A 25,554-nucleotide genomic window follows, 5' to 3' on the forward strand; every position below is an offset into this window, starting at 1 on the left:
AAGGGGTCGCGTGGACAGCAGGACCAAGCGCCGGTTAACGGAGGCCGAGCTCGACGCCCTCGTACGCCGGGCGGTGGGCGCGGGCGTCACGGCGGCCACCGAGCTGACCGACGGCTACGCCAACGCCGTCTGGCGGCTGAAGCTGGACGACGGGCGGGAGGCGGTGCTCAAGCTGTCTCCCCCGCCCGATCTGGAGCAGCTCAGCTACGAGCGCAACCTGCTGCGCATGGAGGCCACCGCGATCGGGCTGGCCTCCGCGGCGGGCGTGCCCGTGGCGGGGCTGCTGCGGGCCGGCTACGACGACCCGGTGCTCGGCGGCGACTACCTGCTGCTGGCCGCGCTCGACGGCGTGTCGTGGAACGACGTCAAGCCGGACGGGCACGCGGCGCTGCGCAGGGAGCTGGGCGGGCATCTGGCCCGGTTCAACGCGGTGACGGGCGAGGTGTTCGGCTACCCGCACGCGGGCATCACGGGGGCCACGTGGCGGGAGGCGTTCCTGGCGATGGTGGCGGCGCTGCTCGGCGACACCGAGCGCTACCCGGCGCCGCTGCCGCTGCCCGCCGAGCAGATCATGGCGGTGTTCGAGGCCGCGGCGCCGGTGCTCGACGAGGTGACGACGCCGCGGCTGGTGCACTTCGACGTGTGGGCGGGCAACGTCTTCCTCGATCTGAGGGGGACGCCGCGGATCCAGGCGATCATCGACCACGAGCGGGCCTTCTGGGGCGACCCGCTGGCCGAGTTCGTCACGCCGACGATCTTCGGGGAGCTGGCGGAGGACGATCCGCTGCTGGCGGGCTACCGCGAGGTGACGCCGCTGGAGCTGACGCCGGCGGCGCACATCCGGCTCGACCTCTACCGCGCCTACCTGTACCTGATCCTGCTGATCGAGAACGGGCCCCGGCAGTACCCGGAGGACGAGTACGCCGGGATCCGCGATCTCGCGACGGCGTCACTGACCGGCGTGCTCGACCGCCTCGCGCGGGCGGTCGGGTAGGCCGGCGTGCTCGACCGCCTCGCGCGGGCGGTCCGGTAGGCCGGCGTGCCGGACCGCCTCTCGCGGGCGCTTCGGTGGGACGGTCACCGGCCGGTGTGCCGGACGGCCTCGTACGCGTGCCCGGCGGGGCGTCCGTCGGCCAGGTCGCCGCAGCGGTCGCCGCCCTTGACCGTGTTCGGCACGCCGAGGTCGGCGGGGCGGACGCCCTGGCAGGCGAGCGCGCCCTTGACCGTGCTGCCCGTCAGGACCGCCGTACCACCGCCGCCGGTGAGCAGGGCGGCGCCGCGCAGGTCCGCGCCGGCGATCGTGAGCGTGGCGGCCCCGTGCACGGCGAGCGCGCCGTCCACGCGGGCGCCGAGCAGGTGCACCTCGGCGGGCCGGTCGGCGGTGACCGCGCCGGTGATCCGGCCGCCCTTGACGACCAGCGACGCGCCCGGCCTGACCGTGACCACGCCCGTGACCTGGGCGCCGTCGAGGCAGGTGACGCCGCCGGTGACGGTGAGCGGCCCGCGGTGGGTGCCGGTGACGGTGCTGGTGCAGGCGGGCGGCGGGGCGATGGTGGTGACGGTGAAGCTCCTGGCCTTGCCGTAGTTGCCGGCCGCGTCGATGGAGCGGTACTCGACGACGTGCCTGCCGCGCGGCAGCTTCCCGTACACGAGGGAGTCGATCACCGTGCCCTGCTCGGAGAACGTCCACGGCAGCTCCGAGGAGGTGGGCCAGCCGAAGTAGTTGAACCAGCCGTCGCCGTCCACCCGCGACTCCGAGACCACGTGGCCGTCGCGGTCGTCGGTGCCGGTGAGGCGCATGGTGAAGGGGCCGTTGTAGACGTAGGTGTCACCGGAGCGGGCCAGGGGTTTCGACAGCTCGTACGCCGTGGACGGCGTGGCGGCGTCGACCGCCCAGGTGAGCGTGCGGCCGCCGAGGGTGGCGGTGAGCGGGCCCGATCCGGCGTCCAGCGCGCCGAGGTCCAGGTCGGTGCCGTGGTAGGTGCGGCCGTTCAGGGTCCAGGTGACGTCGGGGACGGTCGCGGCCGGGTGGGTGGTCTCGACGTACACGACGTCGTCGCGCCCGACGGGCCGGTCGGTGGGGGTGGCGGAGACGATCTCGGGCTGGAGGCCGTCCGGCGGGGTGGTGATCGCGGTGTCCACGGTCCAGGTGCGGGTCCTGGTCATGGCGGCCCTGACGGCCGGGTCCCGGACGAACTCCGTCGGGTCGGAGACGGTCGCGGTGACCGTGTGCGTGCCGGGGGCGAGGCCGAGCGTCCGCAGGTCGAGGGAGTCGCGGTCGCCGGGCAGGTCCTTGCCGTCCACGGACCAGGTGGTCACGAGCGAGTGGCCGACGGGGCGCATGGGCTCGACCCAGAGCACGCGGTCGGCGCCGACGGGCCCGTCCGCGGGCGTGGCGTCCTGGACGAGCATGGTCTTGGCGGTGATGCGCTGCGTCATGACCTCGCGGCTCACCTGGTCGAAGTAGTAGCCGAGGGTCTTCATCATCGAGTGGGCGCTGGGCCGCCACACGCCGGTCGTGTAGTAGAGGCCGCCCTCGTAACGGCCGATCCGGCCGCCCGACTCGCTGGGCTCCCCCAGCCAGCGCCACCACTTCCCGCGCTGGTCGAGCATCTCCCGCTCGGTCAGCAGCGTGTGGTGGGCGCTGGCCGGCTCGCCGCCGGTGTACGCGCCGCCGGGGACGCCGCGCTGGTAGTAGTCGTACTCGTCCTGGAGGCCGCCCAGGGAGTGGCCCAGCTCGTGCGGGCTGATCAGGGCGGACATGCTGTTGCTGCCGGAGGCGGTCGCGTACGAGCCGCCGGCGCCGCCGTACGTGCCGCTGTTGGCCAGGGCGAGGATCTGCCGGTTGCCGGAGGTGGTGCCGGTGACCAGGTCGGCGTAGCGGGTGGCGGCGGCGTTGTCCATGGTGATCAGGCGCTGCACGCTGGCCGGGTTGCAGCGGCCCCAGAAGCCCATGCTGAGCGGCGTCGTACGGCGGGGCGCGTCGAGCCCCGGGTCGCAGCTGATGCCGGACTCGCCGGAGACGATGTCGACGCGGTAGACGTTGATGTAGTTGCGGTAGGACTTGAACGGCTCGATCGACCACATCACGTTGAGGTGCCGGTCGGCGTCGGCCCTGAACCTGGCCTGCTCGGCCTCGGTGTAGCCGTCGCCGAGGATGACCAGGTTGAACCTCTTGGCCGGGGCGCCCGTGACCTGCACGGGCACGACCGTCGCGGAGCCCGGCGCGGCGGTCCCGCTCGAAGTGGCCGCGGCGGGTGCCGCTGGGGAGACGCATAACAGGGCGGTGGCCAGGGTCAGGGCGGCGAAGATACGCATGATCGAAACTATCGGCCCGCCGGGGCCGCCCGTCCATCCCGGTTCGATCACGCCTTGGGCAGCTCGGCCAGCATGATGGGCGTCGTGGTGGGCCGCTCGGAGCCGCCGGCGGGCTCGACGGTGAGCGCCACGCGCCCGTCGCGGTCCAGCGGGGCCAGGAGCATGGGGTGGCTCACCCCGTCCTGCCGCCGGTCGAGCAGGCCGGCCGGGCGCGGGCCGCCGGGGCCCATCAGCCACAGCTCGTAGCCCTGGGAGTCGGGCAGCTCGGGCAGGCCGGACGAGGTGAACACCATGCGCCCCATGTCGCGGGAGATCACCACCGTGCCGGTGCCGCCGGTCGTGACGGGGCGGCGCATGGTCTTGGCGTCGGGGGCGGCCAGCACCGCGACCAGCTCCTCGTTCCGGCTGGTCAGCTCGCTGAGGTCGTGGCGGGCGTCGAGGGCGACGACGCCGAGCGCGACGGCCGCGGCGGCGGCGACGGCGGTCAGCGCCGCCATCGCCCTGGCGCGCCGGCGCGGCAGCGGCACCACCTGGCCGCCGTCGGCCGTCACGGGGATCGCCGCCGCCATGCGGTAGGGGTTCCGGGCGGGCGACAGGGCCTCACCAGGCGGGAAGGCGTCGCCGGGCGGGTGGGCGCCGACGGTGGGAGGGCGTCGCCAGACGGTCGGGCTGTCGTCGCGTACCGGCTCGGGAGGGTCCTCGAAGCCGCGCGAGCGGGCGGCGGCGTCGAGCAGGCGGCGGCGCAGCCGGGCGGGGGGCCGCTCGGCGACCGCTTCCGCCAGCCGCGCGGCCGTCTCGCGCAGGTGGCGCACCTCGTCCGCGCACGGCCCGCACGCGTGCAGGTGCTCCTCGAACAGCACCCACTCGGCGTACGGCAGTGCGTGCACGGCGTAGGCGCCAGAGAGGGTGTGGAGTTCGTCCTTCATGTCCACTCCCTGTGTGTGAGAGGCGGCTCACTGCATGTACTTCGGTGGCTGCGGCACGCCGGATGGCCTTGGGCCTTGCTCATTTCGCGGGAGATGACACAATCTCATTGGGTGATGAATTATGGGATGCGTGATCGCGGGCGGCGGGCCCGCCGGAGCGATGCTGGCCCTGCTGCTGGCCAGGTCGGGCGTCGAGGTGACGCTGCTGGAGAAGCACGGCGACTTCCTGCGCGACTTCCGGGGTGACACCATCCACCCCTCGACGCTGCAGGTGCTCGACGAGCTCGGGCTGGTGCGGGAGTTCCTGAAGCTGCCGCACCGCAAGGCGTACGATCTCAACCTGGTCACCGACGGCGGCGACGTGCGGATCGCGACGCTGCGCCGGCTGCCCGGCGCCTACCGGTACATCGCGTTCGTGCCGCAGTGGGATTTCCTCGACCTCATCACGTCGGCCGCCGGGCGTTATCCCGGGTTCCGGCTGCTGATGAACGCCGAGGCGTACGACCTCATCCGCGAGGGCGGGGCGGTGCGCGGCCTGCGCTACCGTGACCCGTCCGGCGAGCACGAGATCAGGGCGGCCCTGACGGTCGCCGCCGACGGGCGGCACTCGGTGCTGCGCGGGCGGGCCGGCCTCGTGCCGCGCGACCTCGGCGCGCCCATGGACGTGGTGTGGTTCAGGCTGCCCCGCGAGGCCGGCGACCGCGACGACACGTTCCTGCGGATCTCGCCGGGCCACATGATGGTCGCGATCAACAGGGAGAGCTACTGGCAGCTCGCCTACCTCATCCTCAAGGGCGGCTACGACGAGATGGCCGCCCGGGGCATCGACGCGCTGCGCCGCCCGGTGGCGACGCTGCTGCCGTGGCTGACCGACCGGCTCCAGGGGCTCGGCTCGTACGACGACGTCAGCGTGCTCACCGTCACGATCAACCGGCTGCGCCGCTGGCACCGGCCCGGTTTCCTGTGCGTCGGGGACGCCGCGCACGCCATGTCGCCGGTGTTCGGGGTGGGCATCAACCTCGCCGTCCAGGACGCCGTGGCCGCCGCCAACCTGCTGGCCGCGCCGCTGCGGGCCGGGGCGCCGATCCCGGAGGCGACGCTGCACCGGCTGCAACGCCGCCGCATGCCGCCGACCGTGGTCACGCAGACGGCCCAGCGGGTGGTGCAGAGCCTGGTCATCGGCCCGGCGCTGCGGCGGCGGATCGACCCGTCGCGGCTGCCCCGCGACCTGACGAGGATCCCGCTGCTCAACCGGGTGGCGCCGCGTTTCGTCGGCCACGGCGTACGGCCCGAGCACGTGACCGTAAAGGAACTTTGACCCGTCCGAGATTCGTCTGCGTATAACCGCATTCTCACAACGTGGACAAGGGGGTCGGTGGGGCCGAGCCAGTGGAATACCCTCGTATCTCGTGAGCAGCAATCTAGTGGATCTCGATTCCTGGCGAGCCCTCCCCGCGGCGCAGCAGCCCGACTGGCCGGACCGCGGCGAGCTCGACAAGGTTGTCGCCGAGCTCGGCAGCCTCCCCCCGCTGGTGTTCGCCGGCGAGTGCGACCAGCTCAAGGAGCAACTGGCCGCGGTCGCCCGCGGCGAGGCGTTCGTCCTGCAAGGCGGTGACTGCGCCGAGACCTTCGCCGGCGCGACGGCCGACAACGTGCGCCAAAAGCTGAAGACGTTGCTCCAGATGGCCATCGTGCTGACGTACGCGGGCCGGGTGCCGGTGGTGAAGATCGGCCGGGTGGCCGGCCAGTTCGCCAAGCCGCGCTCCAAGGGCACCGAGGTGCGGGGCGGCGTCGAGCTGCCCGCCTACCGGGGCGACATGGTCAACGGTTTCGACTTCACCGCCGAGGCGCGCAGGCCCGACCCGTGGCGGCTGCTCAAGGCGTACCATTCCTCGGCCGTGACGCTCAACTTGGCGCGCGCGTTCACCAAGGGCGGTTACGCCGACCTGCGGCAGGTGCACGCGTGGAACCAGGACTTCGTGGCCGAGTCGCCCGCCGGGCGCCGCTACGAGCAGCTGGCCAGGGAGATCGACCAGGCGCTGGCGTTCATGCGGGCGTGCGGGGCCGACCCCGAGGAGTTCCATACGGTCGAGTTCTACTCCTCGCACGAGGCGCTCATCCTCGACTACGACCGGGCGCTCACGCGCATCGACTCGCGTACGGGGCTGCCGTACGACGTGTCGGCGCACATGGTCTGGATCGGCGAGCGCACCCGCCAGCTCGACGGCGCGCACGTCGACTTCTTCTCGAGGATCCGCAACCCGATCGGCGTCAAGCTGGGCCCGACGACCACGCCCGACGAGGCGCTGGCGCTGATCGACAAGCTCAACCCCGCCAACGAGGCGGGCCGGCTCACGTTCATCACCCGGATGGGCGCCTCCAAGATCCGCGAGCACCTGCCCGCGCTGGTCAAGGAGGTCACGGCGACCGGGGCCAAGGTGGCCTGGATCTGCGACCCGATGCACGGCAACACGTTCGAGGCGCCGAGCGGGCACAAGACGCGGCACCTCGACGACGTGCTCGACGAGGTGGCGGGCTTCTTCGAGGTGCACCGTTCGCTGGGCACGCACCCGGGCGGGATCCACATCGAGTTCACCGGCGACGACGTCACCGAGTGCGTGGGCGGCGGGTTCGAGATCGCCGAGACCGACCTGGCCACCCGCTACGAGACGGCGTGCGACCCCCGGCTCAACCGGGGCCAGTCGCTCGATCTGGCCTTCCGGGTGGCGGAGCTCTACCGCGGCTGATCACTCACTCGTGGGCGCGCGGGCCGGGGAACTCCGGCCCGCGTCGGCCTCGTCACGGCCTGTTCGAGTGATTTACCTCTCATTAAGCCGCTGTGCCGATTTAACGATATACGCGGAGCTTCCGGAGCTATGATCACCCCGAAAAGAGCCCATTTTTCGGGAGAATAACGTGGACAGTGCTCCGGAGGGAGTCGACCCCAACGTCCCCAACGTCGCGCGTATGTACGACTACTACCTCGACGGCAAGGACAACTTCGCCGCCGACCGGGCGGCGGCGGAGCAGATCCTCAAGAACTTCCCCGATACCAAGGTGGGGGCCCGCGCCAACCGCGCCTTCCTGCGCCGCGCCGTCCGGTACGTCGTGGACCAGGGCGTCCGCCAGATCGTCGACCTCGGCGCCGGCCTGCCCACGCAGGGCAACACGCACGAGATCGCCCCCGAGGCCCGCGTCGTCTACGTCGACTACGACTCCGTGGTGTGCGTGCACGGCCGGGCGCTGCTGGCCAGGAAGGACAACGTCGACTTCCTCCAGGCCGACGTGCGCGAGCCGGACGCGCTGCTCGACAAGCTGGGCGGCCTGGTGGACTTCGAGCAGCCGGTGGCGTTCCTGGCGCTGGCGATCCTGCACTTCATCCCCGACGAGAGCGCCTACGACGTGGTGGCCAAGCTGCGCAAGGTCAGCGTGCCCGGCAGCCACCTGGTCATCAGCCACGCCGTGGACTCGACGCCGGACGCGACCCCGCAGGCCCTGGAGATCTACAAGAAGGCGACGGCCTCGCTGAACCTGCGCACCCGCGAGGAGATCCTGCGCTTCTTCGAGGGGTACGAGCTGGCCGAGCCGGGGCTGACGTACCCGAACGGCTGGCGCCCCGACGACCCGACGGCGCCGGGCAACGGCATCAACTTCGGGTACGTGGGCGTCGGCCGCAAGCTCTGAGGCCGCCCATGACGAAAAGGCCGCACATGACAAACCCCGCCTGCTCGGGCGGGGTTTCGTCGTTTCAGCGGCCGGGCGTCAGTTTTGCTGGGCCTTCTTGAGCTCCTCGCTGAGCTCGGCCCTGATGGCGTCCATGTCGAGCGCCTTGACCTGGCTGATCAGGTCTTCCAGCGCGGGCGCGGGGATGGCGCCGGCCTGGGCGAAGACCACGATGCCGTCGCGGATGGCCATCAGCGTGGGGATCGAGGTGATCTCGAAGCCCTGCGCGAGCCCCTGCTCCGCGTCGGTGTCGATCTTGCCGAAGGTGATGTCGTCGTGCTTGTCCGACGCCTGCTCGAAGATCGGCCCGAACTTCTTGCACGGCGGGCACCACTCGGCCCAGAAGTCGAGCAGCACGATCCCCTTGTCGGCGATGTCGTTGAAGTTCTTCTCTGTTACTTCGATGGTCGCCACAAGTGGCTCCTCGCTCGTTGTCGCTTGCAGTGCAACCGTCTCAACCACGTACCCATCACCAGCATTCCATGCCCGGCGGGCCCGCGGGACCCTCGTGCGCGGGCCCTGCGGGCACTTCGCGGACGATCGGGAGATTTTAGACCGCATATATCAGCACAAATGTGGATAGACCATAAAATTGTCGATCCTTGACCCGGGCCGCGGCGGGTATCACCCATGCATGGACTGGGTCACCTGCGCGTATTCGGCTGCTTGCACCGGAGTCGCTAGCCGGCCGTCCGGCTTCTGCCTGGCTCACCTCGATCCCGAACCACTCGCCGCGGCCCTGGGCGAGCTCGCCCCCGGCCGCCTGCTCGACCTGCGCGGCACCACCATCACCAGCGACCTGCTGTCCAGGGTGCTCGAGGCGACCGGCCGCAGACCCGGCCGCACCCGGCTCGACCGGGCCAGGTTCACCGGCGACGTCAGGCTCTCCGGCGTCACCTTCACCGGCGACGTCTCGCTCGACGGCGCCCGCTTCGACCGGCTGGCCTCGTTCTTCGGCGCCCGGTTCGAGGGGAACGTCTCGCTCGCGGGCGTCCGGTTCACCAGGGAGCTGTCCTTCCACGGGGTGACCGCGCGCGGGCACGTCTCGCTCGACCGGGCCGTGATGTCGCGTGACGCGCTGTTCAGCCAGGCCGTGTTCGGCCACGGGCTGTCGTGCGAGCGGGCCAGGTTCGACGGCTACGCCACCTTCGACGGCGCCCGGCTCGGCGACGGGGCCGCGTTCCGGGGGGCGCGGTTCGGCCGGACGCTGTCGTTCCGGAAGGTCAGCGGGCACGCCGGGTTCGAGGCGGCGCACTTCGCCGCCGACGCGTACCTGTCGGCCACCGGCCGGCTCACGGCGGCCAGGGCGCGCGCCGACGGGCTGCTCGACGTGACGGTCACGCGGTGCGGGGTGGACCTGCGGCAGGTGGAGGTGAAGGGCCCGACCACCGTGCGGCTGACCGACGCGCAGGCCGACCTGGAGGGCGCCGTGCTGCACGGCCCGGCCACCGTCACCGGGCGGGGCAGGTCCGTGCTGACCTCGCTGCGGCAGGTCGACGCGGCCAGCCTGGAGCTGTTCGGGCTCGACCTGTCGGCGTGCCGGTTCGCCGGCCTGACCCATCCCTCGGGGGTGCGGGTGAAGGAGTGCACGTTCGCGCTGACGCCCCGCGGGGTGCGGGTGAGCCTGCGCTGGCCGATGCTGCGGTGGTTCTCCCGCCGCCGCGCGCTGGCCGACGAGGGCACCGTGCACGGGCGTTCCGGCCCCGACGATCCGGGCGCCTCGCCCGACCGGCTCGCGGCGCTCTACGCCGGTCTGCGGCCCACCGACAGCGCCACCTCGGCCGACTTCGCCTTCGCCGCCATGGAGATGCGGCGGCAGGCCGGTCACGGGTGGTGGCTGTCGGTGTCGTGGCTTCTGTGCGGGTACGGCATGCGCATGGGGCGGGCGGCGGCCTGGTTCGCCCTGGTGATGGCCCTCATGGCAGCGGCCGTGGCGTGGAACTCCACCCCTCACGCGGCGCAGCGGCCCGACCTCGTCCCCGGCCCGGCCCTGCACCGGTGAGGGGGGTGCTCACAGCTCGGCGGCGATCTTCTCGATGGCGCCGAACATGCGCGGCCAGCCGCCGCCCATGATCCGCCGCGAGAGCTGCTGCACCTCGTCGCCCGGGTCGAAGCCCTCGTGGTCGAGGAACAGCCGGGTCCCGCGTCCCTCGGGCTCCAGCCGCCAGGTGACCGTCCAGTCGGCCCGCTTGCCGTCGCTCCAGCTGATCCGCAGCAGCTTCTCCGGCTCGACCCGCAGCACCTCGCAGTAGACGATGCCGTCGAAGCCGACCTGCTTCTTCGGCGTCGTGGTGAAGGTGAACCGGTGGCCCACCTCGGCCTTGAAGTCGCCCGGCATGAGCCACCGGGCGACGAGGTCGGGCTCGGTGAGCGCCCGCCACACCTTGGCGGGCGGATGGGCGAGGAACTGGTCGAGCCTGATCGCGCGCAGGTCTTCAGCCGTCGTGTCGTGAGCCATCGCTGCCGTCCATTTCGTCGTCGTCCATCTCGTCGAGAAGGGTGGTGAGCGCGGTGAGGCGTTCGCGCCAGAACCGCTCGTACGGGGTGAGCCAGTCGAGGATCTCCATGAGCGGCGCCGCCTCCAGCCGGTAGTGCCGCTCCCTGCCCTTGCGGGTCTCGGCCACGAGGCCCGCGTCCTTGAGCACCTTGAGGTGCTCCGACACGCTGGGCCTGCTCATGTCGAACCGCTCGGCCAGCCGCCCGGCGGGCTGGGCGCCCTCGTCGAGCAGCAGGCGCAGCAGCTCGCGCCGGGCCGGGCTGGCCAGCGCGGTGAAGACGTGGTCGGCGCTCACGTCTGGCTGACCACGAAGCCGTTGCCGAACGGGTCGTGGAAGAGCAGCTGCCGGCCCCACGCCTCCTCGCTGGGGCCCTGGAAGGCGGTGCCGTGCTCCTGGAGCCTGGCGGCCAGCGCGTCGAGGTCGGGCGCGCCCACGACCAGGCCGCCGATCGGCGCCATGGAGGGGAACCAGGAGGCCAGCAGCAGCGTGGTGGCGGCGCCCTCGGGCGCCACGGTGAGCCAGCGGCCCATGGGGAACGGGTTGTCGGTGCGCACCTCGAAGCCGAGCACGCGGGTGTAGAAGCCGAGCGCCCGTTCCTGGTCGGTGACGGGCACGGTGACGGTGAGAAGGGAGGAGATGAGCATGTCGGCCACTATACGTAGGAAATTTCCTACATGACAAGCCGGGCGAATCTCAGGGAGCTCCCCGATGGACCGCCTAGATCGCGTTCCGTAGACTTGAGCCATGCTCATCGACGACTACGTGGCCGAGCTCGACGGCGCCCTGAGCGGTCCGCACGGCCCCAAGCGCGATCTCGTCGTCGAGGCACGCGACAGCCTGATCGACACCGCCGACGCGCTGGAGGCCGACGGGCTGGAGCGGGCGGAGGCCGAGCGGCTGGCCGTCGCGGAGTTCGGCGCGGTCCACGAGGTCGCGCCCGGCTACCAGGCCGAGCTGACCGCCGTCGCGGGCGGCGGCTGGGGGTGCTGCTGTTCATCAGCGTGCCGATCACCGTCGCCATGTGGTCGGTGCTGTGGCGGATCTACCCGGGCACCGACCAGGCCTGGCTCAACCAGCCGTGGTGGTACGCGCCCGCCTCCCGCCTGCTCGACCTCGTCCAGCTCGGCACCGGCCTGTACGGCGGTCTCGTGCTGTTCGCGCTCAGCCGTGGCTCCCGCTGGATCCGCCGGCCCCGCCTGGCCACCCGGTCGCTGGGCGTGCTCGTCTTCGCCTCGCTGCCGATCACGGCCGGGCTGGGGATGCTGATGACCTACGGAATGGACTCCCCCAACACCCTGCACGGCCTGCCCAGCGTGGTGGCCAACCTGGTGACGTCGGCGATGTGGGCGATCCAGCTCTACGGCGCCACGCGGTGCGTCCGCATCACGCGTACCTCCTTGGCCGAGGCGCGCTGACCTGCCGCACCCCTCAGCGCAGGGCGGTGGCCTCCGCGCGCAGGACGCTGCCGATCACGCTCGTGAACTCCCGCCAGGCCGACCGCTCCCCCTGGAGCTGCTTCCTGCCGGAGTCGGTCAGCCGGTAGGTGCGCCGCTTGCGCCCGCCCACCGTGGCCCACTCGCTGGACAGGTAGCCGATGCGCTCCAGCCTGCGCAGGGCCGGGTAGACGGTGCCCGTGGGCACGTTGAGCGCGCCGCCGCTGCGCTCCTGCAGCGCCTCGATGATGGCGTAGCCGTGCAGCGGCTCGCGCTCCAGCACTGAGAGCAACAGCGCGTCCATGTGTCCGCGCAGCGCGTCCGGGTTCATGCCTCTGATCCTAAACACCATTCCGCTAAGTAGCCAGTCTACATGTAGGCTGTCTATATGTAGGTAGGCACAACAACGGAGCGGTTCATGGACGTACTGGATCTGGCGCGGACACAGTTCGCGGTGACAGGCAGCCTGCACTTCCTGTTCGTGGTGCTCACGCTGGGCCTGGCGCCGCTCGTGGCGATCATGCACACCCGATGGGCGATGTCGGGCAAGCCGCTGCACGAGGGCATGACGAGGTTCTGGGGGCAGATATACGTCATCAACTACGCGCTCGGCATCGTGACCGGGCTGGTGATGGAGTTCCAGTTCGGGCTGTCGTGGAGCGGCCTTTCCCACTACGCGGGCGACGTCTTCGGCGCGCCCCTGGCCATGGAGACGCTCGTGGCCTTCTTCCTGGAGTCCACGTTCCTCGGGCTGTGGATCTTCGGCTGGCACCGGCTGCCCACGTGGGCGCACCTCGCGTGCATCTGGCTCGTCACCCTCACCGCGTACGCGAGCGCGTTCTTCATCATGATGGGCAACGCGTTCCTGCAGAACCCCGCCGGCGCCGTCGTGCGCGGCGACCGCATGGAGCTGGTCGACTTCGGGGCGCTGCTCACCAACAAGGCGCTCATCTTCGCCTTCCCGCACGTCCTCGGGGCCGGGCTGTTCACCGGCGGCATGGTGCTGGTCGGCGCGAGCGCGTACCGGCTGCGGCGCAAGGCGCAGGAGAACGAGTTCTTCAGCCGGTCGCTGCGCATGGGCGTGGTCACCGCGGCCATCGGCATCTTCGTCACCATGGCCTTCGGCTACGCGCAGTTCGGCGCCGTCCCCGAGGGCAAGTTCGGGGGCCAGAACCTCGCCGCGGCCGCCCCGCTCGGATTCATGATCGAGTTCGGGCAGCTGCTCGGGCTGGTCGTGCTGTTCGTGATGCTGCCGATGATCAAGGTTCTGCCGCGGGCCCGGTGGGCGCATCCGATCCTGATCGCGATGACGCCGCTGCCGTTCGTGCTGTCCATCCTCGGCTGGATGGCCAGGGAGATCGGCCGCCAGCCCTGGATGATCTGGGAGCGGCTCACCGTCGCCGACGCCATGTCGCCGGGGCTGACCCAGGGCATGGTGACGGCCTCGCTCATCGGGTTCGCCGCCGTGCTGGGGCTGCTCGCGGTCGTCGACTACGTCCTCATCGCCCGGGTGATCAGGCGCGGCCCGCGCGACCTCGACCTCGGCGCCACCACCCGCGAAGAGCCGCGCACCCCCGCGCTGAGTCACTGAGGAGAGTCCAGCGACATGGAAGTGATCTGGTTCGCCGTCTTCACGGTGCTGCTGGCCGGATATTTCGCCCTCGAAGGCTTCGACCTCGGCGTGGGGCTGCTGCTGCCCGTCCTGGGCAGGACCCGCGAGAACCGGGACCGGATGGTCGCCGCCATCGCCCCGTACGTGCTGGCCAACGAGGTGTGGCTGGTCGCCGTCGCCGGAACCCTGTTCGGCGTCTACCCGCTGCTCGAAGGCGAGGTGCTGTTCGGGCTGTACCCGCTGGTCGTGGCCATGCTGCTGAGCTGGATCCTGCGCGACGCCGGCCTGTGGTTCCGCCGCCGCCTCGGCGGCTCCGCCTGGCGGGGCTTCTGGGACGCGGCCATCGCGTTCGGCTCCCTCGGCCTGTCGGCCGGCTGGGGCATGGTCCTGTACGCCGCCGCCACCGGCTTTCACGCCTCACCCGTGCACCCGCTCGGGCTCCTGCTCGGCATGGTCGTCACGCTGCTGTTCGCCTTCCACGGATGGACGTTCCTCGGCTGGCGCTCCCCCGGCACGTTCGGGGTGAGCCGGCCGGGATGGGTGCTGGCGGCGTCGGCGCTCGTCGCGGCGCTGCCCGCGCTGGGGGTGCTGGGCGGCGCCATGCCGTACCTGCTGGAGCACAGCGCGCCCGCCGCCACCCTGAGTGTGCTCAGTGTCATGGTCCTGCCCGTCGCACCCATCATGCTGGGCGCGCAAGTATGGGTATGGCGCACTTTCCGGCCAGGCAAGGACGCCTTCCGGCTCCCGTCGTTCTTCTGAGGGCACGTGCATAAGGATCTCCTCGCGCTCATGCGGGCCGAACGCTCGGTCCGCCGCCACCTCGGCGTCACCATGGCCGCCGCCGTGCTGGCCGGGCTGCTCGTGCTGGTGCAGGCCGAGCTGCTGGCCGGGGTGCTGTCCGGCCGGTTCGCCACGGGCGTGCTGGCCGTGCTGGCGGCCGTCGTGGGCGTGCGGGCGCTGCTCGCCTGGACGCAGGGCGTCTTCGCCGGGCGCACCGCCACCGGCGTCAAGTCCGCCCTGCGGCACCGGCTCCTGGAACGGCTGCGCGAGCTCGGGCCCGCCCGGCTCACCGCGCACCGCTCCGGCGAGCTCGTCACCCTCGCCGGGCGCGGCCTCGACGGGCTCGACAACTACCTCACCGGCTACCTGCCCGCCATCGCGGTGGCCGCCGTCGTGCCCGTCGCCGTCCTCATCCGGCTCTTCGCCGCCGACCTCGCCAGCGCCATCATCGTCCTGGTCACGCTGCCGCTCATCCCCGTCTTCGGCGCGCTCGTCGGCATGACCACGAAAGCCGTCACCGAGCGGCAGTTCGTGGCGCTGTCGCGGCTCGGCGGGCACTTCCTCGACGTCGTCCGCGGCCTGCCCACCCTGCGCGCCTTCGGCCGGGCCCGCTACCAGGCCGGCGTCATCCGGCAGATCGCCGACGCGCACCGCAGCGCCACCATGCGGACCCTGCGGGTGGCGTTCCTGTCGTCGCTGGTGCTGGAGCTGTGCGCGTCCCTGTCGCTGGCGCTGGTGGCCGTGCCCATCGGGCTGCGGCTGCTCGGCGGGTCGCTCGACCTGACGACGGCGCTGCTGGTGCTGCTGCTGGCGCCCGAGGCGTACCTGCCGCTGCGGGCCATGGGGACGCGCTTCCACGCCAGCATGGAGGGGGTGGCCGCCGCCGACGCCGCCTTCGCCGTCCTCGACCGGTCGGCGGACGAACCGGAACTCACCTCCCGGACAGGACGCGACCTCGAACCCGCGCGGGGCGCGCCGGAGATCCGGCTGGAGAACGTCACCGTGCGCTACCCCGGCCGCGACGGCGCCGCCCTGGAGAACGTCTCCCTCACCATCGGCCCCCGCGAACGCGTCGCCCTGGTCGGCGAGAGCGGCGGCGGCAAGAGCACGCTGCTCCACCTCATCCTCGGCTTCGTCCAGCCGACCGCGGGCCGCGTCCTCGTCGACGGCACGGACCTGCGCGAGCTCGATCTCGCGAGCTGGCGGGCGCGGCTGGCGTTCGTGGCACAGCGGCCCCACCTGTTCGCCACGTCGGTGGCCGGCAACATCCGCCTCGGCGCCCCGGGCGCCACGCCGGAGGACGTCCGCAGGGCCGCGGCGGCCGCGCACGCGGACTTCGTGGACTCCCTCCCCCAGGGCTTCGACACCCTGGTCGGCGAGCGCGGCGCCAACCTCTCGGCCGGCCAGCGCCAGCGCATCGCCCTGGCGCGCGCCTTCTGCCGCCCGGACGCGTCGGTGCTCCTGCTGGACGAGCCCACGGCCCGTTTGGACGGGCGCAGCGAGGCGGCGGTGGTGTCGGGCACGGCCGAGCTCTCACGCGGCCGCACGGCCGTCATCGTCGCCCACCGCCCGGCCATGATCGACCTCGCCGACCGCGTCATCCGCGTCCACGAGGGCCGCATCCTCTCCGACACCACCCACGTCACAGGCACCGCGCCCGGCGAAGGCGCGGATCCGGCGCACGTGACGGTGGAAGACGCGGCGGACGCGGCGGACGTGGCGGATGCGGCGGACGTGGCGGATGCGGCGGACGTGGCGGACGTGGTGGACGGAGGACCGGCCGGCGTCGCGGCGGCGGCGCGGCGTGAGGGGGAGGCGCGATGAACCGGCGCATGGGCACGCGCCTCGTGTGGGCCGTCCTGGCGGGGTCGGCGGCGGACCTGGCGGGCCTGGGGCTCATCGCCGCCGCCGCGTGGCTGATCACCAGGGCCGCCGAGCAGCCGCCCCTGGCCGCGCTGAGCGTGGCGATCGTGGCGACCAGGGCGTTCGCCACCGGCAAGGGCGTCTTCCGCTACGCCGAGCGCCTGACCGGCCACGACGTGGCCCTGCGCGCGCAGGCCGGCACCCGGGAGCAGCTCTACGAGGCCCTGATCCCGCCCCAGCGCCCCCGCCACGGCGGCGCCGACCTGCTGAGCCGCATGGTGGACGACACCGAGGCCGTCCAGGACCTGCTGGTCCGCTGCCTGCTGCCCGCCGCCGCGGCGGCGATGGCCGGGCTGGCGGCGGTCGTCATCGGGCTGACGATCCTGCCGGTGGCGGCGCTGGTGCTGGTGGCGGGGCTGCTGGTGGCCGGGGTGGCGCTGCCCGCGGGCACGGCCGCCGCGGCCCGCCGCTGGTCGGCGCGGATCGCCCCGGCACGGGCGGCGCTGGCGGGCCGGGTGGCGGACCTGGTGCACGGGTCGGCGGACCTGGCCGCGTACGGGGCCGACGACGAGGCCCTGGCGAAGGCGCTGGCGGCCGACGAGGCGCTGGCCGCGCTGGAGCGCCGCCAGGCCCGCGTCCACGCCGCCGCACTGGCCGGCGGCACGCTGGTGCAGGGCCTGACGGTCGCGGCGGTCGTCCTGCTCGCGCAGGGCGCCGGGCCGGGTCGGTCGGCACGGCGGTCCTGGCCCTGACGTCTCTGGTCGCGTTCGAGCCGGTGCTGCCGCTGGCGGCGGCGGGCGAGCGCATGGCGGGCATCATGGCCGCGCTGAGGCGGTTGCGCGAGGTACGTTCGGCGGCCCCCGCCACCACGGAGCCCCCGCTCCGGCGCCCCGCCCCGAGGCTCCCCTGACGATCGACATCAAGGACCTCGTGGTCCGCCACGCCACCCCGGAGGCCCCGGCCGCCGAGGACGGCGGGCCCCGTACGAAAGCCCGTACGAAGGCCCGTACGAAGGCCCGTACGAAGGCCCGTACGAACGGCGGCCCGGCCACGGCGGAGCGGGCCGCGCTGGACGGGGTGTCGCTGCGGCTGACGCCCGGCAAACGGGTCGCGATCGTCGGCCCCAGCGGGGCGGGCAAGAGCACGTTGCTGGCGGCGCTGATGCGCCTGGTCGAGCCCGCGTCCGGCCGCATCACGGTGAACGGCACCGACATCGCGGACCTGGCGGGCGACGACGTGCGCGCCCTGATGACGGGCCTGACCCAGGACCCGTACATCTTCCGCACCACCCTGCGCGACAACCTGCGCCTGGCGGGCCCCGACGCCGACGAGGAGGCGCTGCGGCGCGCCGTACGGGACGCGCGCCTCGACACGTGGGTGGAGCGCACCGGCTGGGACACCGAGCTGGGCGAGGACGGCAGGACCGTGTCGGGCGGGCAGCTGCAGCGGCTGGCGCTGGCCAGGGCGCTGCTGTACGACCCGCCGGTGCTGCTGCTCGACGAGCCGGCCGAGGCGCTCGACGAGGAGACGGCCGACCGTCTGATGGCCGACCTGCTCGACGTGACCCGCGACCGCACGACGCTGCTCGTGACGCACCGCCTCAAGGGCCTGGAGCTGGTCGACGAGATCGTGGTGCTGGAGGAGGGCCGGGTGACGCAGCGGGGCCGTCATGACGAGCTGGTCGCGGTGCCCGGCTACTACCGCGACGTGTGGGAGTCGGAGGCGCTGACCAGGCGTTAGCTGCCACACGGCCGGGCCGCCTTGCTCGTGTCAGGCCCCGCGGCACGCCGTCGTCTCGGGGGTGAGGACGTCGGCGTGCAGCTCGTCGAGGGCCTGCCGCACCAGGTGGAGCACCTGCTCGGGGCGGGCCACGTGGGTGTCGAAGATGCCCGAGACGGACGCGGTGTCGCGGTCGTGCAGGACGGTCAGCATCGCCGCCGCCCTGGGGGCCAGCGGCGGGCAGACGAACACGGCGCGGGCTCCGGGAAACACCCTTGTGGCGTGGATGGCGCCGACGTCGAGCCGGTCGGCCGGGCCGCGCAGCGCCATGGGCAGCACGGCCCTGAGCATCGGCCGGGTCAGCGCGGCCGGGAGGGCGTAGAGGCCGCGGGCGGTGCGGCGCTGCTGGGCGATCTTGGAGGGGGTCATCTGGGCGGCGACCCGGCGCAGCCGTTCGCGTGGGGACGGCTCGGAGCAGGGCAGGGTGACGGGCAGGAGGCCCACGTGGTTGCCGATGGCCGGGTGGTCGCGCCGGCCGAGCAGGCTGACCGGCAGGCTGACGGTGAGATCCGGGCCTCCCCCTGTGGCGGGGCTCCCAAGCTCGGGCCGCCACGCCCGTAGCGCCCCGGCCACGAGGGCCAGGCTGACCTGCGCGACCGTGGTGCCGGTGCGGCCGGCGACGTCACGCAGCACCCGCGCGTCAAGGGGCACGACGAACAGGCGGGGCCCGCCGCCGCCCGGCGCCTGCCCGGGATGCCAGGGCGGCGGCGCCGCGGTGACCAGCCGTCTCAGCCCAGGCAGCGCCTCGCGTATCGCGGAGGTGGCCGACAGCTCCGAGCGCGGCGCCGCCACGCCCAAGCACCCCGCCGCGGACGTGGAGCCCGGCACGCACGCACAGCCCGGCGCGCGCCCGGGTGCCGGTCGTGGTGGTGCCTGGCCGCCGAACAGGGCCCGGGCGGTGCTGAGGAGGCCGAGGGCGTCCTGGAAGGCGTGGTGGACGCGGTAGAGCAGGACGTGCTCGTCCGGGGCGTGACCGTGGAGCACCATGAGGGTCCACAGCGGCCGGTCGCGGGGCAGGGGGCGGGCGGTCACAAGGTCGGCGGCAATCTGGTGGACGCTGCCTCCCGGGTCCAGGCGGTGGTACTCGATGTGCCGGGCCGGGTCGAAGGACGGGTCGGGGGACCAGCGGGCGCGACGTCCCGCTCCGGTCAGGCGGTGGCGCAGGGTGGGGGCGGCCTGCCGGACCCGGTCGGCGACGAGCCCGCACAAGGTCTCGGGCGGGGGCGGGGCGCCGGGCATGTGGGCGCCTATTGCCATATGCAGGCGCGAATCGGTTTTCGCGGCGGCGGCCAAACACCACTCGTAATGATCACCAAAGGACAGCGGCACGGTTGGACAAGCCGACGGACCTGAAGTATTACTGTTCACGGCCAGCCATGTTACTGAGCACCAGCCGAGATCGGGGCCGGGAGAAAATGCGTCAATTGCGGCCCGTCGAGCTGCTTGTTCTGAGCTATTTCGGCATTTCCGCCGTCCTGCACGTCACGCTCGGAGACCCGGCGCGCGACGGGCCGATGGCGGTGGTCACGTGCGTCCTGCCGGCCGCCCTGCTCCTGGCGTTGATCCGGCTTGAGCTGCGCTTTCGCGGGCGGTTCCGGCTGTCGGCGCTCAGGTTCGCCTACCCGCTGCTCATGCTGACCCCCATGTACTCCTCCGCCGCCCGGACGGTTCTCTACCTTCACGGGCACTACGTCGACGAGGCCGTCAACGCCTGGGAGAAATCAGCTTTCGGCGTATTTCCCAATGTCGCCATGGGAGCCGTCCATTCCCCTCTCCTCACCGAGATCGTGACGATCTGCTATTTCTCCTACTATGGCAGTTTTCTCATTCCTTTCTTCCTGTACGCGCGCGGCCGGAAACCGCTCGCCGAGCGTTACATGTTCGCCGCGCTGCTGGTGCTGCTGACCTGTTATCTCAGTTTCATGTTCGTCCCACTGGCCGGCCCGGCGGCCGCGCTGCCGCGGGAGTTCCTGGCCGGCCGCCCCGACGGGTACCTGGTCACCGACCTGCAGAACGCGATCATGGCCGCGTTCGACCCGCCCGGCACGTGCTTCCCCTCGCCGCACGTGGCCGGCGCCTGGATCACCCTGCTCACCCTGCGGCGGCACGTCCCCGAACTCGTCCGCTACGCGTTGTGGGCGGCGACCGCCGGGCTGACCGTCGCCGTGGTATACGACTGGTACCACTACGCCTCCGACGCGCTGGCCGGGTTCCTCGTGGCCCTGGCCGTCCACGCCGTCACCCGGCGCGGCACCGCGTTCCGGCCTCCTCCCGAACGGCCGGTCCCCGATCGTCCGGCGCCGCTCACCGTCGCCGCGCATCCATGAACCCGGGAGGACCCGTGCCCCGACGACCAGCGGCCTCGGCGTGGGAGCCGTGGCTCGGCAGCGGCGCCCTGCTCGCCGCCCTCAGCTCCGACGATCGCCTCGTCGAGCGCATGTTCGAGCGCACCGGGGGCATGTTCCGGCTCTGGCTGCCCGGCGCCGGCAAGGCCGTCATGCTGGCCGATCCGGCCCTGGTCAGAGACGTGTGCCGGGCTCCCGCCGACGTCATCGACGCCGCCCGGGCCAACCGCGTGCAGGAGCCGGTCATCGGCCGGCAGGGGCTCGCCTGCCTCGACGGGCAGGAGCACCGCCGGCTCCGGCAGGCCATGGCGCCGGCCGTCCGCGAGCAGGTGTCGCTGCGGCTGCGCGCCACCACGGAGCGGCTGGCCCGGCGGGTCGCCGACGACTGCCCCATCGGCGTGCCGTTCGCGCTGGAGCCGCGGCTGCACCTGGCGCTCATGGAGGCGATCCTGTCAATCACCCTGGGCCTCGGTCCCGCCGCGCAACGCGCCTGGGAGGGGCCGCTGCGGGAGCTGTTCCGCCGGGCCGCCTCCTACGAGATCTCCGTACGGTATCTGCTGCGCCAGGTCGGTGGGCTCGCCCTGTGGCCGTCCTTCCACCGCTCCAGGAACGCCTGCGACCGGCTGATCCACGACGAGATCGCCCGCCGGCGCCACCCCATCGAGCCCGATCAAGCCGACGGCGGTGGTGACGACCTGCTCGGCATGCTTCTGCGGGCCCGCGGCGACGACGGCGCCCGGCTGACCGACGAAGTGATCCGCGACCAGGTCATGAGCATGATCGCGGGAGCACGCACCACCACCGCCACCGGCCTGACGTGGGCGTTCGAGCGGCTGGTACGCCATCCCGAGGTGATGAGCCGGCTCGTCGCCGAGAGCGACAAGGGCGCCGGCGACGCCTACGCCGGGGCCGTGGTGTACGAGGCGCTGCGCGTCCGGCCGCCCGTGGCGTTCTTCGGCCGGGTGGTCAGGCGCCCGTTCGAGCTGGGCGGCCGGGTGCTGTCGCCGGGCACCACGATCGTCGTGCACCTGCGCTGCCTGCACCACTCCCCCGGCCTCCACCCCGAGCCCGCGGCGTTCCGTCCCGAGCGCTGGCTGGAAAGGCGGCCCGGCGGCTACGGGTGGATGCCGTTCGGCGCCGGCACGCACACCTGCCTCGGCGACCAGCTGGCGATCATGCAGATGAAGGTGTTCCTCCAGGTCTTCGCCCGCACCCTCGACCTCTCCCCCGCCCGCGCCGCCGACGAGCCCGTACGCCTGATGGCGATCTCCAACACGCCGGGCGAGGGCTGCCGGGTCGTCGCCAGGCGCCGAGCCGCCACCGCCGGTTGAGTTGTCAGGGCAATCAGGTTTACGATGCAAACCACTTTGAAGCTTCGAGGAGTTTGCATGGTGGACGACGAACGGACGCCGAGCCCCGAGGAGATGCTGCGCGTCATCGAGGAGCAGAGCGTCGCCACCACGAGATGGCTCCGGGGCGACCCCCTGTTCCTCTACGCCCCGTGGGGCGTGGCCTGGATGCTCGGGTTCACGGCGCTGTTCCTGCACTACGGGCTCGACGGCCGCTCCTACGCGCCGATCTCGCAGATGCAGGCGGTGGGTGTGCTGATGGCCGGGCAGCTCGTCGCGGGGGCCTTCGTCGCGTACGGGATCGTGCGCATGAACAAGACCACGCGCGGCGACTCGAACGCCCGCGGCGCCATGTTCGGCTACGCCTGGTTCGCCGGGTTCGCGCTCATGGTGGTGATCTGCTCAAGGATGAGCCCGCTGCTGCCGCCGCAGGAGAGCGGCCTGCTCTGGGCGGGCTCGTCGCTGATGCTGGTGGCGACCCTCTACATGGCGGGCGGCGCGCTCTTCCACAACTGGACGTTCTTCTTCTTCGGCGTCTGGGTCGCCGCGGTGAACACGCTCGGCGTGCTGCTCGGGGCGGGCTGGCACGCGCTGCTGACGGCGGTGCTGCTGGGCGGCGGGTACATCGTCGCGGGGGTGCTGGTGAGGCGCCGCTCGTGACGACGGACAACACGCTGCCGGAGCTCGATCCCGTCATCCACGCCCAGGCCAGGCTGCGGGTGGTCGCCGCGCTCAACGTGCTCGGGGACGGGGACGAGATGGCCTTCAACGCGCTGCGGAAGCTGCTCGGCATGACGGCGGGCAACCTGTCGGTGCACCTGACCAAGCTGGAGGACGCTGACTACGTCCGGATCAACAAGACGCACCGCGGCCGGACGCCGGTCACGTTCGTGGCGCTCACCACGCGCGGGCGGCTGGCTTTCGAGGATTACACCAAGGCGATCCGTACCCTGCTGGACAACGCTGGAGGCGCGACATGACCATCCTCACCCGGGCGATCGAGGTCTCGCGCCGCTACGGCGACGTCCTGGCGCTCGACCGCGTCTCGCTCGACATCAGGGCGGGCGAGCTGGTGGGCCTGCTCGGCCCGAACGGCGCGGGCAAGTCCACGCTGATCAACCTGTTCGCAGGGCTGCGCCGGCCGACGTCCGGCGTGGTCGAGCTGTTCGGCGGCTCGCCGCAGGATCCGGCCGTGCGCCGGGGCATCGGCGTGACGCCGCAGGAGACGGGGCTGCCGGAGGCGTTACGGGTGGGCGAGATCGTCGACTTCGTGTCGGCGCACTTCCCCGACCGGGCGGACAAAGGTGAGCTGCTGGCCAGGTTCGGCCTGGACGACCTGGTCAGGCGGCAGGTCGGCGGGCTGTCCGGCGGGCAGCGGCGGCGGCTGGCGGTGGCGCTGGCGTTCGCGGGCAAGCCGCAGCTGGTCTTCCTCGACGAGCCGACGACCGGCCTCGACGTCGAGGCGCGCCGCTCGCTGTGGGAGGGCGTCAGGTCCTTCCACCGGGACGGCGGCACGGTGCTGCTGACCAGCCACTACCTGGAGGAGATCGAGGCGCTGGCCGAGCGGGTGGTGGTGGTCGGCTCCGGCCGGGTGCTGGCCGACGGCACCGTCCGGGACGTGCGCGACGTCGTGGGCGTGCGGCGGGTCTCGCTCGTCGCGCCGGACCTGCCCGAGCTGCCCGGCGTGGTGGGCTCGGAACGGGTGGACGGCCGGGTCGACCTGCTGACCACCGACCCCGACCGGCTGGTCGTCGAGCTCGTCCGCAGCGGCACGCCGTTCTCGGGCCTGGAGATCAGGCCGACCACCCTCGAGGAGGCCTTCCTCGCCCTGACCTCGAAGGAGCCGTCACATGGCTGAGCTGATCGCCGCGCACGCCAGGCTCTTCCTGCTGGAGCAGCTGCGGGTGCCCGTCGGGCTGCTGGCGAGCGCGCTGTTCCCGGCGATCTCGTTCGTCGCGTTCGTGGTGCCGTTCGCGGGGGACGATCCGCGGGCCGCGACCATGGCGGCCGCGTCCATGATCTTCTTCGGCGCGATGGCGGGCGCGCTCATCAACCTGAGCATCACCGTGGCACAAGACCGCGAGCAGCCGTGGAACCCGTACCTGCGCACCCTCCCCGCGGGCCCGCTGCCCCGCTTCTCCGGGCGGATCCTGGCGACGCTGGCCGGGACGCTGGTCTCGGTGGTGCCGGTGCTGCTGCTCGCGATGCTGCTCACCGAGGCGACCACGACGCTGCCGCGGCTGCTGCTGGGGCTGGGCGCGCTGCTGGCGGGGGTGGTGCCGTTCATGCTGATGGGCCTGCTCATCGGGCTCGTGATGGCGGCCAAGGCGGCGATCGCGGTCTCTCAGGTGCTGTTCTTCCCGATGGCGATCGTGGGCGGGCTGCTGCTGCCGCCGCGGATGCTGCCCGGCTTCGTGGAGGTCGTCTCGCCGTACGTGCCGACCCGGGGTGTCGCGGAGCTGCTGTGGGCGATCACGGCGGGCACCACGCCGGACGCGGTGGCGCTCGTCTCGCTGGCCGGCTGGACCGTGGTGGTGGCGGTGGCGGCGGCCTGGGCTTATCGGCGTGACGAGGGGCGCCGCTTCTCCTGAGGGCGGCCCCTTGAGGACGGGGGGTGTGCCGCCGAGTCCGCAGCGATCTCAACGGCACACCCGTCCATGAGGGGGTCCTTGTTACTTGTTCTCCGAGAGGGTGACAGTGACCTCGCGGGTCGTGCCGTCTCTCATATATGTGATCTTGACCTCTTGGCCCGGTTTGAAACCTCTGACCTGCCCGACAACCGTATCGCCTCCGTCAACCGTCTTGTCGCCGATCTTCGTGATCAGGTCGCCTTCCTTCAGGCCCGCCTGCTCCGCCGGGCTTCCGGCGGTGACCTGCCTGATGAGGGCGCCCGGCACGTCGCCGGTCGCGTCGGTGACGCTCACGCCGAGGAAGGCGTGGGTGACCTTGCCGGTGCTGATGAGCTGGTCGGCCACCTGCTTGGCGGTGTTGACCGGGATGGCGAAGCCGACGCCGCCGCCCTGGGCCTGCGAGGCGATCGCGGTGTTGATGCCGATGAGCTGGCCAGCGGCGTTCACGAGGGCGCCGCCGGAGTTGCCCGGGTTGATCGAGGCGTCGGTCTGGATGGCGCCGCCGATCGTGGTGGGCGCGCTCTGCTGCTGTTGCTGGCCCCAGCCGGGCGGGACCTGCGGCTGGTCGTCGCCGAGGTTGAGCGTGCGGTCGAGGGCGCTGACGATGCCGGCGGTGACGGACCCTTCGAGGCCGAGCGGGCTGCCGATGGCGAGCACCGGGTCGCCGACCTTGAGCTGGTCGCTGTCGCCGAGCGTGGCCTTGGTCAGGCCCGAGACGCCTTCGGCGCGGATGACGCCGAGGTCGGTGGCCGGGTCGGTGCCGACGACGGTGGCCTTGGCCGTCTTGCCGTCGCTGAACTTGACGGTCATCTGACCGCCCTGCCCGGCGCCGACGACGACGTGGTTGTTGGTGAGGATGAGGCCGTCCTCCGACAGGACGACGCCGGAGCCCTCACCGCTCTGGCCCTGGATCATCACCACGGACGGCTGCACCTTCGCGGCGACCTCGGCGACGGTGAGCTGCTCGGAGGCCGACTTGAAGACGGGGCTGGGCGCGCTGGGGCTGCTGCCGGCCACGGGCTCGGGCTGGAACGAGGTGGCGACGGCGGCGCCCACGACGCCGCCGCCGACCGCCATCGCGGCCAGGGCGAGCCCGGCGATGGCCTTCTGCGCGACGGTGAGACGGTGCTTGTCAGACGGAGGCGGCGGCGGGGGCGGGGGCACCTCCATGGCGATCGTGTCCCGCCGGGGAAAGCCCCCGGCGGCCGGCGGGGTGGCGCCGAACTGGCTCCACCCGCCGGTGCCCTGCTCGCGAGGCTCGTTCGCGTTCATCTTCCATCTCCCTCAAATCCCTGTAC

General features: G+C 72.4%; 28 protein-coding genes. 18 read left to right on the top strand and 10 right to left on the bottom strand.

Features of this window, described 5'->3' with window-relative positions:
• Positions 1–10 precede the first annotated feature (10 nt).
• Positions 11–994, top strand: coding sequence for a phosphotransferase family protein (locus tag KIS93_RS09695; protein WP_080040710.1), 984 nt, complete (start codon positions 11–13; stop codon positions 992–994).
• Positions 995–1,077: 83 nt separating this feature from the next.
• On the opposite strand, the gene KIS93_RS09700 is transcribed toward KIS93_RS09695, so the two are convergent.
• Both KIS93_RS09700 and KIS93_RS09705 read right to left on the bottom strand, forming a co-directional pair.
• Positions 1,078–3,318, bottom strand: coding sequence for a M64 family metallopeptidase (locus KIS93_RS09700; protein ID WP_080040711.1), 2,241 nt, complete (start codon positions 3,316–3,318; stop codon positions 1,078–1,080).
• A 47-nt stretch (positions 3,319–3,365) separates the two neighbouring features.
• Entirely contained in the window at positions 3,366–4,244 is an 879-nt protein-coding gene (locus KIS93_RS09705; RefSeq protein WP_080040712.1) for an anti-sigma factor, read from the bottom strand.
• Positions 4,245–4,365: 121 nt separating this feature from the next.
• On the opposite strand from KIS93_RS09705, the gene KIS93_RS09710 reads away from it, so the two are divergent.
• From KIS93_RS09710 to KIS93_RS09720, 3 genes are all read left to right on the top strand, one after another.
• Positions 4,366–5,562, top strand: a complete 1,197-nt coding sequence (locus KIS93_RS09710) for an FAD-dependent oxidoreductase (protein WP_080040714.1) — start codon at positions 4,366–4,368, stop codon at positions 5,560–5,562.
• Positions 5,563–5,653: 91 nt separating this feature from the next.
• Positions 5,654–6,991 carry a class II 3-deoxy-7-phosphoheptulonate synthase gene (locus KIS93_RS09715; protein WP_080040716.1) on the top strand — a complete coding sequence of 446 codons (1,338 nt, stop codon included), beginning with the start codon at positions 5,654–5,656 and terminating at the stop codon, positions 6,989–6,991.
• A 169-nt stretch (positions 6,992–7,160) separates the two neighbouring features.
• Positions 7,161–7,928, top strand: coding sequence for an SAM-dependent methyltransferase (locus KIS93_RS09720; RefSeq protein WP_080040717.1), 768 nt, complete (start codon positions 7,161–7,163; stop codon positions 7,926–7,928).
• Positions 7,929–8,006: 78 nt separating this feature from the next.
• Here the strand turns inward: KIS93_RS09720 and trxA are convergent, their stop codons facing one another.
• The gene (gene trxA / locus KIS93_RS09725; RefSeq protein ID WP_080040719.1) at positions 8,007–8,381 is read right to left on the bottom strand and encodes a thioredoxin; all 375 of its coding nucleotides are present in this window, start codon (positions 8,379–8,381) and stop codon (positions 8,007–8,009) included.
• Positions 8,382–8,601: 220 nt separating this feature from the next.
• Between trxA and KIS93_RS09730 the strand changes: the two genes are divergently transcribed.
• On the top strand, positions 8,602–9,969 hold the full coding sequence (locus KIS93_RS09730) for a pentapeptide repeat-containing protein (RefSeq protein ID WP_080040720.1): 1,368 nt from the start codon (positions 8,602–8,604) through the stop codon (positions 9,967–9,969).
• A gap of 9 nt (positions 9,970–9,978) precedes the next feature.
• On the opposite strand, the gene KIS93_RS09735 is transcribed toward KIS93_RS09730, so the two are convergent.
• The 4 genes from KIS93_RS09735 to KIS93_RS64875 all read right to left on the bottom strand — a co-directional run bounded on the left by KIS93_RS09735 (position 9,979) and on the right by KIS93_RS64875 (position 11,392).
• Positions 9,979–10,425 carry an SRPBCC family protein gene (locus tag KIS93_RS09735; RefSeq protein ID WP_080040722.1) on the bottom strand — a complete coding sequence of 149 codons (447 nt, stop codon included), beginning with the start codon at positions 10,423–10,425 and terminating at the stop codon, positions 9,979–9,981.
• A complete protein-coding gene (locus KIS93_RS09740) occupies positions 10,403–10,759 on the bottom strand; it encodes an ArsR/SmtB family transcription factor (RefSeq protein WP_080040724.1) in 357 nt (118 codons plus the stop codon). Before KIS93_RS09740 ends, KIS93_RS09735 begins: the two co-directional genes overlap by 23 nt.
• Positions 10,756–11,109 (bottom strand): VOC family protein, encoded by a 354-nt coding sequence (locus KIS93_RS09745; protein WP_080046979.1) that lies wholly within the window; start codon positions 11,107–11,109, stop codon positions 10,756–10,758. Before KIS93_RS09745 ends, KIS93_RS09740 begins: the two co-directional genes overlap by 4 nt.
• 73 nt (positions 11,110–11,182) lie before the next feature.
• Complete coding sequence (locus KIS93_RS64875) at positions 11,183–11,392, bottom strand: hypothetical protein (RefSeq protein ID WP_246005243.1); 210 nt, start codon at positions 11,390–11,392, stop codon at positions 11,183–11,185.
• Here KIS93_RS64875 and KIS93_RS64880 point away from each other — a divergent pair.
• Both KIS93_RS64880 and KIS93_RS64885 read left to right on the top strand, forming a co-directional pair.
• Positions 11,306–11,731, top strand: a complete 426-nt coding sequence (locus KIS93_RS64880) for a hypothetical protein (protein WP_246005242.1) — start codon at positions 11,306–11,308, stop codon at positions 11,729–11,731. The two genes, KIS93_RS64875 and KIS93_RS64880, sit on opposite strands and share 87 nt — an antisense overlap.
• Complete coding sequence (locus tag KIS93_RS64885; RefSeq protein ID WP_246005238.1) at positions 11,731–11,880, top strand: hypothetical protein; 150 nt, start codon at positions 11,731–11,733, stop codon at positions 11,878–11,880. Before KIS93_RS64880 ends, KIS93_RS64885 begins: the two co-directional genes overlap by 1 nt.
• A gap of 13 nt (positions 11,881–11,893) precedes the next feature.
• On the opposite strand, the gene KIS93_RS09755 is transcribed toward KIS93_RS64885, so the two are convergent.
• Positions 11,894–12,229, bottom strand: coding sequence for a helix-turn-helix transcriptional regulator (locus KIS93_RS09755; RefSeq protein ID WP_080040727.1), 336 nt, complete (start codon positions 12,227–12,229; stop codon positions 11,894–11,896).
• An 87-nt stretch (positions 12,230–12,316) separates the two neighbouring features.
• On the opposite strand from KIS93_RS09755, the gene KIS93_RS09760 reads away from it, so the two are divergent.
• The 5 genes from KIS93_RS09760 (at position 12,317) to KIS93_RS64895 (ending at position 17,893) form a co-directional block, all read left to right on the top strand.
• Positions 12,317–13,489: a cytochrome ubiquinol oxidase subunit I gene (locus tag KIS93_RS09760; RefSeq protein WP_080040729.1), complete on the top strand. Its 1,173-nt coding sequence runs from the start codon at positions 12,317–12,319 to the stop codon at positions 13,487–13,489.
• A gap of 15 nt (positions 13,490–13,504) precedes the next feature.
• Positions 13,505–14,269, top strand: a complete 765-nt coding sequence (locus KIS93_RS09765) for a cytochrome d ubiquinol oxidase subunit II (protein ID WP_080040730.1) — start codon at positions 13,505–13,507, stop codon at positions 14,267–14,269.
• Positions 14,270–14,275: 6 nt separating this feature from the next.
• Positions 14,276–16,114: a thiol reductant ABC exporter subunit CydD gene (gene cydD, locus KIS93_RS09770; protein WP_230466375.1), complete on the top strand. Its 1,839-nt coding sequence runs from the start codon at positions 14,276–14,278 to the stop codon at positions 16,112–16,114.
• The gene (locus KIS93_RS64890) at positions 16,111–16,905 is read left to right on the top strand and encodes an ABC transporter domain-containing protein (protein WP_246005239.1); all 795 of its coding nucleotides are present in this window, start codon (positions 16,111–16,113) and stop codon (positions 16,903–16,905) included. Before cydD ends, KIS93_RS64890 begins: the two co-directional genes overlap by 4 nt.
• 178 nt (positions 16,906–17,083) lie before the next feature.
• Positions 17,084–17,893: an amino acid ABC transporter ATP-binding/permease protein gene (locus tag KIS93_RS64895; protein WP_246005240.1), complete on the top strand. Its 810-nt coding sequence runs from the start codon at positions 17,084–17,086 to the stop codon at positions 17,891–17,893.
• A gap of 30 nt (positions 17,894–17,923) precedes the next feature.
• Here KIS93_RS64895 and KIS93_RS09780 read toward each other — a convergent pair whose 3' ends face one another.
• Complete coding sequence (locus KIS93_RS09780) at positions 17,924–19,171, bottom strand: wax ester/triacylglycerol synthase domain-containing protein (protein ID WP_186404054.1); 1,248 nt, start codon at positions 19,169–19,171, stop codon at positions 17,924–17,926.
• Between the two features lie 176 nt (positions 19,172–19,347).
• On the opposite strand from KIS93_RS09780, the gene KIS93_RS09785 reads away from it, so the two are divergent.
• Genes KIS93_RS09785 through KIS93_RS09810 form a run of 6 tightly spaced genes read left to right on the top strand, consistent with a single transcriptional unit; the run spans position 19,348 to position 24,217 of the window.
• A complete protein-coding gene (locus KIS93_RS09785) occupies positions 19,348–20,259 on the top strand; it encodes a phosphatase PAP2 family protein (protein ID WP_186404055.1) in 912 nt (303 codons plus the stop codon).
• Positions 20,260–20,273: 14 nt separating this feature from the next.
• The gene (locus tag KIS93_RS09790) at positions 20,274–21,608 is read left to right on the top strand and encodes a cytochrome P450 (RefSeq protein ID WP_186404056.1); all 1,335 of its coding nucleotides are present in this window, start codon (positions 20,274–20,276) and stop codon (positions 21,606–21,608) included.
• 57 nt (positions 21,609–21,665) lie between these two features.
• A complete protein-coding gene (locus KIS93_RS09795; RefSeq protein ID WP_080040745.1) occupies positions 21,666–22,286 on the top strand; it encodes a hypothetical protein in 621 nt (206 codons plus the stop codon).
• On the top strand, positions 22,283–22,606 hold the full coding sequence (locus KIS93_RS09800) for a transcriptional regulator (RefSeq protein WP_230466377.1): 324 nt from the start codon (positions 22,283–22,285) through the stop codon (positions 22,604–22,606). Before KIS93_RS09795 ends, KIS93_RS09800 begins: the two co-directional genes overlap by 4 nt.
• Complete coding sequence (locus KIS93_RS09805; RefSeq protein ID WP_080040746.1) at positions 22,603–23,484, top strand: ABC transporter ATP-binding protein; 882 nt, start codon at positions 22,603–22,605, stop codon at positions 23,482–23,484. Before KIS93_RS09800 ends, KIS93_RS09805 begins: the two co-directional genes overlap by 4 nt.
• Complete coding sequence (locus tag KIS93_RS09810; protein WP_080040748.1) at positions 23,477–24,217, top strand: ABC transporter permease; 741 nt, start codon at positions 23,477–23,479, stop codon at positions 24,215–24,217. The genes KIS93_RS09805 and KIS93_RS09810 overlap by 8 nt, the downstream gene beginning before the upstream one ends.
• 81 nt (positions 24,218–24,298) lie before the next feature.
• Here KIS93_RS09810 and KIS93_RS09815 read toward each other — a convergent pair whose 3' ends face one another.
• A complete protein-coding gene (locus KIS93_RS09815; protein ID WP_080040750.1) occupies positions 24,299–25,528 on the bottom strand; it encodes a S1C family serine protease in 1,230 nt (409 codons plus the stop codon).
• Positions 25,529–25,554 lie beyond the last annotated feature (26 nt).

The organism is [Actinomadura] parvosata subsp. kistnae, assembly GCF_900323885.1.
GTDB lineage: Bacteria > Actinomycetota > Actinomycetes > Streptosporangiales > Streptosporangiaceae > Nonomuraea > Nonomuraea composti.